The sequence below is a fragment of the Pseudomonas sp. GXM4 genome (assembly GCF_008923895.1).
Taxonomy (GTDB): domain Bacteria; phylum Pseudomonadota; class Gammaproteobacteria; order Pseudomonadales; family Pseudomonadaceae; genus Aquipseudomonas; species Aquipseudomonas atacamensis.
The window spans coordinates 1-8,741 of record NZ_WBRZ01000223.1 but is presented as its reverse complement, the minus strand read 5'-3'; the positions used below and the strand labels follow the sequence as shown (position 1 = coordinate 8,741).

General features: G+C 60.5%; 8 protein-coding genes. 2 read left to right on the top strand and 6 right to left on the bottom strand.

Features of this window, described 5'->3' with window-relative positions; translation table 11 throughout:
* Positions 1-193: 193 nt before the first annotated feature.
* Positions 194-1,438, top strand: a complete 1,245-nt coding sequence (locus F8N49_RS21630) for an FAD/NAD(P)-binding oxidoreductase (RefSeq protein WP_151552486.1) — start codon at positions 194-196, stop codon at positions 1,436-1,438.
* A gap of 10 nt (positions 1,439-1,448) precedes the next feature.
* The gene (locus F8N49_RS21625; RefSeq protein WP_151552484.1) at positions 1,449-2,249 is read left to right on the top strand and encodes a sulfite exporter TauE/SafE family protein; all 801 of its coding nucleotides are present in this window, start codon (positions 1,449-1,451) and stop codon (positions 2,247-2,249) included.
* A 51-nt stretch (positions 2,250-2,300) separates the two neighbouring features.
* Here the strand turns inward: F8N49_RS21625 and F8N49_RS21620 are convergent, their stop codons facing one another.
* From F8N49_RS21620 to F8N49_RS21595, 6 genes are all read right to left on the bottom strand, one after another.
* Complete coding sequence (locus F8N49_RS21620) at positions 2,301-3,581, bottom strand: TRAP transporter large permease (protein ID WP_122747276.1); 1,281 nt, start codon at positions 3,579-3,581, stop codon at positions 2,301-2,303.
* Positions 3,581-4,108: a TRAP transporter small permease gene (locus F8N49_RS21615; RefSeq protein ID WP_016775190.1), complete on the bottom strand. Its 528-nt coding sequence runs from the start codon at positions 4,106-4,108 to the stop codon at positions 3,581-3,583. The genes F8N49_RS21620 and F8N49_RS21615 overlap by 1 nt, the downstream gene beginning before the upstream one ends.
* Positions 4,109-4,183: 75 nt before the next feature.
* Positions 4,184-5,155 carry a TRAP transporter substrate-binding protein gene (locus F8N49_RS21610; protein ID WP_151552482.1) on the bottom strand — a complete coding sequence of 324 codons (972 nt, stop codon included), beginning with the start codon at positions 5,153-5,155 and terminating at the stop codon, positions 4,184-4,186.
* A 61-nt stretch (positions 5,156-5,216) separates the two neighbouring features.
* The gene (locus F8N49_RS21605) at positions 5,217-6,110 is read right to left on the bottom strand and encodes an SMP-30/gluconolactonase/LRE family protein (protein ID WP_151552480.1); all 894 of its coding nucleotides are present in this window, start codon (positions 6,108-6,110) and stop codon (positions 5,217-5,219) included.
* 43 nt (positions 6,111-6,153) lie between these two features.
* Positions 6,154-6,978, bottom strand: coding sequence for an NAD(P)-dependent oxidoreductase (locus F8N49_RS21600; RefSeq protein ID WP_110645549.1), 825 nt, complete (start codon positions 6,976-6,978; stop codon positions 6,154-6,156).
* A 282-nt stretch (positions 6,979-7,260) separates the two neighbouring features.
* The gene (locus tag F8N49_RS21595; protein ID WP_024013340.1) at positions 7,261-8,556 is read right to left on the bottom strand and encodes an OprD family porin; all 1,296 of its coding nucleotides are present in this window, start codon (positions 8,554-8,556) and stop codon (positions 7,261-7,263) included.
* Positions 8,557-8,741: the final 185 nt, after the last annotated feature.

Genomic DNA, 8,741 nt, shown 5'->3' with positions numbered 1-8,741 from the left:
GTACTCAGGAGCTGTAAACAGCCATAAATGCCAGCCCTCACAAACATCTCCTGTGGGAGCGAGCCTTCTCGCGAAGGCGGCGCGTCAGCCGACGAATAGTTGACTGAGCCACCGCTTTCGCGAGCAGGCTCGCTCCCACATTAGTTGTTGTGGTGAGCCAAAAAAACCTTGCGTGTAGCAAAAGGAACAAGCAATGAACGATCAACACTGGGGCCTATCCATCAGTGCGGACATCGTGGTCATCGGCGGTGGCACGGCCGGCATCGGTTTTGTCGCCAGCCTGCTCAAGCGTGACCCGCAGCTCAAAGTCACCGTGATCGAACCGAGTTCACAGCACTACTATCAACCGGCGTGGACGCTGGTCGGCGGTGGTGCGTTTGATGTGAAAGACACCGTCAGGCCGATGAGCAAAGTCATGCCGCGTCAGGCGACGTGGATTCAGGCCAGTGTCAGCGCCATCGACCCGCAAAGCCGCCAACTCACCCTCGACGACCAGCGCACCGTCAGCTATCAGAACCTGGTCGTCTGCCCCGGCCTGCGCCTGGCCTGGGAGAAAATCGAAGGTTTGCAGGAAAGCCTCGGTCAGCACGGCGTCACCTCCAACTACAGCTATCAACACGCCCAGTACACCTGGGATCAAGTGCAGAAACTGCGCGACGGCCGGGCGCTGTTCACCCAGCCAGCGATGCCGATCAAATGCGCCGGCGCGCCGCAAAAAGCCCTGTACCTGTCTTGCGATCACTGGCGCAAATCCGCCGTGCTGAAAGACATCAACGTTGAATTCAATCTCGCTGGCGCTGCGCTGTTTGGCGTGCCGACCTTCGTGCCGCCGTTGATGAAGTACATCGAACAGTACGACGCGCAACTGGCGTTCAACTCGAATCTGGTCAAGGTCGACGGCCCGGCAAAAACCGCGTGGTTTGAAGTCAAGGACGCCGATGGCAATGTCAGCCGGGTCGCGAAAACTTTCGATCTGCTGCACGTCGTGCCGCCACAAGTCGCGCCGGATTTCATCGCACAGAGTCCGCTGGCCGATGCCGGCGGTTGGTGCGAGGTCGATCCGCACAGCCTGCAGCATCCGCGCTATCCCGAGGTGTTCGCACTGGGCGATATCTGCGGCACCAGCAACGCGAAAACCGCCGCAGCGGTGCGCAAGCAGGTGGTCGTCGTTGCGCAGAACCTGCTGGCCGCGCGCAAAAAACAGCCGCTGCCGCTCAAGTACGACGGCTACGGTTCCTGCCCGCTGACGGTGGAGAAGGGCAAGGTGATCCTCGCCGAGTTCGGCTATGGCGGCAAACTGCTGCCGACCTTCCCGCTGGACCCGACCGTGGCCCGCCGTTCGGCATGGTGGCTGAAGGCGACGCTGCTGCCGTGGTTCTACTGGCACGGCATGCTCAAGGGCCGCGAGTGGCTGACGCGTCTGTCCAGGGTCGACTGAGAAAACTTCTATGTTGCTGGCAAGTCTGTTTGGCGTGGTGATGGGTTTGGTCCTCGGCCTGACCGGCGCGGGCGGCGGGATTCTCGCGGTGCCGGCGCTGGTGCTCGGGCTCGGCTGGACGATGACGCAAGCGGCGCCGGTGGCCTTGTTTGCGGTCGGCAGCGCGGCGGCGGTCGGGGCGATCGATGGTTTGCGCCATGGCCTGGTGCGTTACCGCGCGGCGCTGTTGATCGCGGCACTGGGCGCGGTGTTTTCGCCGCTGGGGATCTACTTCGCGCATCAGTTGCCGGAAAAGATTCTGATGATCCTGTTCAGCCTGCTGATGGTCCTGGTCGCCTGGCGGATGTTCAGAAAGGAGCGTCAGCAAGCCGGGCCGAGCGATCACGGCCATGCCAGTTGGGGGCAGAAAAACTGCATGCTCAACGAGCAGACCGGGCGCTTCGACTGGACCGCCAAATGCACCGCCACCCTGGCTGCACTGGGAGCGGTTACTGGCGTGGTTTCGGGTTTACTGGGCGTCGGCGGCGGCTTTCTGATCGTGCCGGCGTTCAAGCAACTGACCGATGTGCAGATGCGCGGTATCGTTGCGACGTCGTTGATGGTGATCAGTCTGATTTCCGCGATCGGGGTGATCGGCGCGTTTCATGCGGGGGTGCGTATCGACAGCCAGGGCGCGGCGTTCATTGTCGCCAGCATCGTTGGCATGCTCATCGGTCGCAGGCTTTGTGCGCAGGTGCCGGCGCGGGCGTTGCAGGTGGGGTTTGCCAGTGTCTGTCTGGTGGTGGCGGGGTACATGTTGTTGCGGGCGTGAAGAGCAAAAGATCGCAGCCTCCTTACACGAGGCTGCGATCTTCTCAGCGGGTTACAACACCAGGTGCGGCAGCCACAGCGAAATCGCCGGCACGTAGGTCACCAGCAGCAGCACCAGGAACAGCACGGCGTAGAAAGGCAGCAGCGCTTTTACGGTGCTTTCGATACTGACCTTGCCCACCGCCGAGCCGACGAAGAGCACGGCGCCCACCGGCGGTGTTATCAATCCGATCCCCAGGTTGACCAGCATGATCATGCCGAACTGCACGGGATCGACACCGATGCCCATGATCACTGGCATCAGGATCGGCGTGAGGATCAGGATCAGCGGCGCCATGTCCATCACCGTGCCAAGCAACAGCAACATCACGTTGATGCACATCAGGATCACGTAGCGGTTGTCCGACAGGGTCAGGAACAGCGTGGTGATTTTCGCCGGGATCTGCATCAGGGTCATGATGTAGCCGAAGCTGGCGGCGAAACCGATCAGGATCATCACGATGGAGATGGTGCGCACCGTGCGGTGCATCAGCTTGGGCAGTTCGCTCCATTTGTAGTCGCGGTAGATGAACATGGTCACGAAGAATGACCACAGCACGGCGATGGCCGCCGATTCAGTGGCGGTGAAAATCCCCGAGAGAATGCCGCCGAGGATGATCACCATCGCCATCATGCCCCACAGGGCTTCGCCGACGATCTTCAGCGCCTGGCGCATCGGAATCACTTCGCCCTTGGGGTAGTTGCGCTTTTTCGCGAAGATCAGGCACAGCACCATCAGGCAGGCGCTCATCATCAGGCCCGGGACGATGCCGGCCATGAACAGCGAAGCGATCGACACCGTACCGCCAGCGGCCAGCGAGTAGAGCACCGAGTTGTGGCTTGGCGGAGTCAGCAGGGCTTGCACCGAACCGCTGACGGTCACGGCGGTGGAGAAGTCCCGTGGATAGCCCTTGCGTTCCATTTCCGGAATCAGCACCGAGCCTACCGACGCGGTGTCGGCGACCGACGAACCGGAGATCGCGCCGAAGAACGTCGAGGCGACGATGTTGACCAGTGACAGGCCACCACGGACGAAACCTACCAGCACGCCGGCACACGCCACTAGACGGCGCGACATGCCGCCCTCGGCCATGATCGCACCGGCGAGGACGAAGAACGGAATGGCCAGCAGCGAGAATTTGTTCACCCCCGAGGCGACCTGGATCATCACCGCCTGGAAGGGAATGTCGATCCACCAAGCGCCGATCAGCGCGGCGGCGCCCAACGCGTAAGCGACCGGCATGCCGATCAGGATCAATACGATAAAACTGCCCAGCAGGATCAGAGCGTCCATTAAACGGCACCTTCACTTTCTTCAACCAGGTCGAACTGCACGACCCGACGTTTGCTCTGGTCACCGAGCAAGAGTTTTTCCACGACAAAAATCAACGTCAGCAAGCCGCCCAGGGGGATCGGCAGATAGGTCACGCCAACCCGCAGATCGGGCAGGGCGGCCATGAACTGGTTCCAGGTGGACATGCACAGCTTGGTGCCCCAGATGGTCATGAAGATGCAGATGGCCGCCATCAGCAGTTGCGAAAAAATCGCCGCTGCGGATTTCAGCTGCGGTGGCATGCGGTCGGTGAGCATGGCCACGGCCATGTGCGCACCGGCACGGTAACTGGCGGCGGCGCCGATGAAGGTGAACACCATCATCAGCAGGATCGCCGTCGGCTCAGGCCAGCTGGAGCCGGTGCCGAGCACGTAGCGGGCGAACACGCCCCAGGGAATCATCAGGGAAATCGCCAGGACGGAAAGGCCGGCGACCCAGATGCACGTCATGTAGATCTTGTCGTTGATACGCAGCAGCAGATTCTTCATCGGGTTCCACCGTAACCGGGCGCGCCTGAACCGCTGGCGCGCCGGGCCTTTTTCATGAGTACGGAGCGGGAGGCGTTACTGAACGGCTTCGATCTTTTTGATCAGATCGGCATAAGGCGCGCCGTATTTTTCGCGAACCGAGGCCGTAGCGTCGTAGAAAGGTTTCTTGTCAACGGTGATGAACTCGACACCGGCAGCCTTGAGTTTTTCTTCGCTGGCAGCGGACTTCTTGTCCCACAGTACGCGTTCTTCAGCCTGGGCAGCCTTGGCGGCTTTTTTCACCAGTTGCTGTTGATCCGGAGTGAGTTTTTCCCAGGTGATTTTCGACATCACGATCGGCTCCGGCAGGATCAGGTGACCGGTCAGGCTGTAGAACTTGGCGTTCTGGAAGTGGTTGTGTTCGAGCAGGGTCGGCGGGTTGTTTTCCGCACCGTCGATCACGCCAGTCTGCAGGGCGCTGAAGATTTCGCCGGTGTCCATGGCGATACCGTTGGCACCCATGGCGTTCATCATGTCGATGAACATCGGGTTGCCTTGCACGCGAATTTTCATGCCCTTGAGGTCTTCGAGCTTGCGCACCGGTTTTTTGGTGTAGATGTTGCGTGTACCGCCGTCCATCCACGCCAGGGCCACCAATTTGAATTCGGAGTTGGTGATCTTGTCGAGAATCTCATCGCCCACCGGGCCATCGATGACGTTACGCATATGTTGCTGGTCGCGGAAAATGAACGGCATGTTGAACACGTTCACATCCGGCACCACAGGGCCGACGATACCCAGGCTGACGCGAGACATCTGTATCGCGCCGAATTGCATCTGCTCGATGACTTCTTTTTCCGAACCGAGCACGCCGCCCGGGAAGTACTTGAAGGTCAGCTCGCCGTTGGTTTCCTTGGTCAGGGTCTTGCCCATGCTTTCTTCGGCTTCCACGGTGGGATAACCCTTGGGGTGGATGTCGGCGACTTTAAGTTCCAGTGCCTGAGCGGCACCAGCGAAGGTGAACATCAGCGGGAGTGCAGCGGCGAGCAAGGTGCGTTTGAAGTTCATGAGGGGTGAGTCTCCAGTCTTGTTATTTTTGTGTTCAAGGCGCAGCGGTGCAGCAGAGGGTCTAAAGCAAATCGTTGAATTGCGGTTCGGCGAGGCCTTTGACGCCTGGCTTCAGGGCGAACACGCCGCCGGCCAGGGATTGCGGGTCGTGGTCATCGCCGGGGCGAATCGAGGCGACAAACAAGGTGTCCAGGTTGCTGCCGCCGAAGGCGCACATGGTCGGTTTCTTCACCGGTACTTCAAGCGAGAAATCCAGTCGGCCGTCCGGGGCGAAGCGGTGGATCAGGCCGGCGTCGTTGGCGCAGATCCAGTAGCAGCCTTCGGCATCCACGGCGGCGCCATCGGGGCGGCCGGGGAAATGATTCATGTCGACGAAGATTCGGCGATTCGATGGCGTGCCGGTTTCGGTGTCGTAATCGAAGGCCCAGATCAGTTGCACATCGGGGTGCGAATCCGACAGGTACATGGTTTTGCCGTCAGGGCTGAAAGCGAGGCCGTTGGGCACGATGAAGCCATCCAGCTGCGCTTCGACAACGCCCGTCTGCCCGGCGCTGTAGCGATAGAGCCGGCCTTCAGACGCGTTCAGGCCCATGTTCAGCACCATGCTGCCCGCCCAGAAACGCCCTTGGCGATCACAGCGACCGTCGTTGAGGCGCATGTCGGCGCGGCTGTGCTCGACGGTGGCGAGCAACTCACTGTCGAGGCTGCCGTCGCTGTGCGGGTGCAGGCGAAAGAAACCGCTTTCCATGCCGGCGACCCAGCCACCACTGCGGTGGCGGGTGATGCAGGCGAGCATTTCCGGGGCCTTCCACGAGGCGACGTGCCCGGTGTCAGCGCTCCAGCGTTGCAGCCCGCCGTTGGGAATATCGACCCAGTACAGAGCGTTTTCCTGCGGCACCCAGACCGGGCTTTCACCGACCGCGTTGCGGGCGTCGACGATCAATTCGGCTTGCATACTCATTCCCATGGTTTTTATTGGAGGGGATCAAGTCGAACGGTCAGTCGCCGAACGGGCCTGCTGCGACGAAAGCGCCGCCCTGATAGATCCGCGCCGGGTCATCGTCGGCTGGCATCGGTTGCGCTTCGACCTTGTCGCGGAACACTTCCGAGGTGTCCTTGGCTTCGAAACCGAGGTGGCTGGCGTAGCGGTTGTCCCACCAGACGTCTTTGTTGGCGGACATGCCGTAGACCACGGTGTGGCCGACGTTCGGTGTGTACAGCGAGCGTTCGAGCAGTTGCGTGAGATCGTCGAAGCTCAGCCAGGTGTGCATCATCCGGCGGTTCTGCGGTTCGGGGAACGAGGAGCCGATGCGGATGCTGACGGTTTCGATGCCGTAGCGATCGAAGTAGAAACTGGCCATGTCTTCGCCGTAGGACTTGGACAAGCCGTAGTAACCATCGGGACGACGCGCCGAAGTGGCGTCGAGCTGTTGGTCCTGTTTGTAGAAACCGATGACGTGGTTGGAACTGGCGAAGATCACCCGCTTCACACCGTGCTTGCGCGCCGCTTCGTAAATGTGGAACACGCCGCTGATGTTGGCACCGAGGATTTCTTCGAACGGGCGCTCGACCGAAACGCCGCCGAAATGCAGGATCGCATCGACCCCTTCGACCAGCTGATGCACGGCTTGCTTGTCGGCGAGGTCGCAGAGCACGACTTCTTCGTGGTCATCGACGGCCGGGGCGAGGGCGGCGATGTCGGACAGGCGCAGCACATTGGCGTAAGGGCGCAGGCGTTCGCGCAACACTTTGCCCAGGCCGCCGGCGGCACCGGTCAGCAGCAGGCGGTTGAAAGGAGCGCGGGGGGTAGAGGTAGACGTCATGGCAATCCCTGAACACATTGTTATTAGGTTTGTTGTAGGTTGTCGTATGACTGCGCTGAAGTATCGGTAGGGTTTCCGGATCTTGTCAACGCGACTTTTGGTGTAGATGACGGAAGGGCGCGCCCAGTCCTGAGTCTGCAGAATCCTTTAGTTGGCAATGCAGTCTCCAGTGGGAGCGAGCTTGCTCGCGAAAGCGCTGCGTCATTAAAAGATGAGTCGTCTGACCCGACGCATTCGCGAGCAAGCTCGCTCCCACAGGGAATATCGGTGTGGAAACTCGCTTTACAACAACGAAATCGGATAGCTGATAAAGATCCGGTTCTCGTCGAATTCGTTGGTGCTGAAGTCCCGGCGAATGGTCGCGTTGCGCCATTTCACGTTGAGGTTTTTCAGCGGGCCGCTCTGCACGGTGTAGGCCAGTTCCGATTCGCGGCCCCATTCCTTGCCGTCATTGGTGGTGGCGGTGTGCACGTTATCGCCGCTGATGTAGCGGTTCATCAGGGTCAGGCCAGGCACGCCCAGCGCAACGAAGTTGTAGTCGTGACGCACCTGCCAGGAGCGCTCTTTGGCGTTGTCATAACTGGCGTTGTAACTGTCGTTGGCCAGGGTGCCGCCGCTGGTGCCGTTGACGCGCATCCACGCATCGTCGCCGGTGAGTTTCTGCAGGCCGACGTAGAAGGTGTTGCCACCGTACTTGGCCGAGAGCAGGGCGAACGCGGTCTTGTTGTCGAGGTCGCCGGCCTGAGCGCTGCCGTCTTCCTTGCCGGTGAAGAAACCGAGGTTGGCGCCCAGCGTCCAGTCGCCCATCGGCTGGCTGTGGCTGAGGTTGAAATACTGCTGCTGATAGATGTCGGTGAGTTCGGCGTACCACACGCCGACCATGGTGCGCTTTTCGTTGAAGCTGTATTCGCCGCCGCCGAAGTTGAAGCGATCGGAGGTGAACGCACCGCGGCCGTTCATCGACATGTCTTCCATGCTCGCGTCGTTGCGCGGGCTGTTGCCACGGAACTGGCCGCCGTAAACGGTCAGGCCGTTGATCTCGGTGGACGTAATCTGGCCACCGCGAAAGGTCTGCGGCAGGGAGCGGCCGTCGTCGGAGCGCAGGATCGGCAGCACCGGCATCCATTCACCGACTTTCAATTCGGTCTTCGAGACTTTGGCTTTCAGCGCCACGCCGAGGCGGCCGAAGTTGTCGGCCGGGCGGCCGTCATCATGAATCGGCAACAACTGCGTACCGCCAGTGCCTTTGCCGCCATCGAGCTTCTGCGAATACATGCCAAGGATGTCGAGGCCGAAGCCGACGGTGCCCTGGGTGAAGCCGGATTTGGCATCGAGAATGAAGTTCTGCGTCCATTCTTCAGCCTTGCCCTGCGGATTGGCCGGGTTGACGAAGTTGCGGTTGAAGTAGGCGTTGCGCAGGTTCAGCGTGGCTTTGCTGTCGTCAAGAAAGCCTTCGGCATCGGCGCTCATCGGCAGGGCCAGAGCGAGGCTGCTGCAACCGATCAGGCTGAGGGTCGAACGCGGTTTGAAATGGGCAAAACGTGAAGGGCGGACGGAATTGCGGGCGAGTGGGCTCACTGTGACGCTCCCTGGATCGTTTGTTGTTTTTATTATTTGTCATACGTCGTCGTACAACATCGATGCGGATATTTCCCAGATTTACGGGGATTGTCAACTGGAAGTTATGCGATGACCTCCCATGCGACGCAGAACCCCTGTGGGAGCGAGCCTGCTCGCGAATGCGGACTTTCCTTCAATGAAGT

Bases quoted from the DNA above. Each gene is read 5' to 3' on its own strand.
- F8N49_RS21630 (WP_151552486.1), top strand. From the start codon at position 194: ATGAACGATCAACACTGGGGCCTATCCATCAGTGCGGACATCGTGGTC.
- F8N49_RS21625 (WP_151552484.1), top strand. From the start codon at position 1,449: ATGTTGCTGGCAAGTCTGTTTGGCGTGGTGATGGGTTTGGTCCTCGGC.
- F8N49_RS21620 (WP_122747276.1), bottom strand. From the start codon at position 3,581: ATGGACGCTCTGATCCTGCTGGGCAGTTTTATCGTATTGATCCTGATC.
- F8N49_RS21615 (WP_016775190.1), bottom strand. From the start codon at position 4,108: ATGAAGAATCTGCTGCTGCGTATCAACGACAAGATCTACATGACGTGC.
- F8N49_RS21610 (WP_151552482.1), bottom strand. From the start codon at position 5,155: ATGAACTTCAAACGCACCTTGCTCGCCGCTGCACTCCCGCTGATGTTC.
- F8N49_RS21605 (WP_151552480.1), bottom strand. From the start codon at position 6,110: ATGCAAGCCGAATTGATCGTCGACGCCCGCAACGCGGTCGGTGAAAGC.
- F8N49_RS21600 (WP_110645549.1), bottom strand. From the start codon at position 6,978: ATGACGTCTACCTCTACCCCCCGCGCTCCTTTCAACCGCCTGCTGCTG.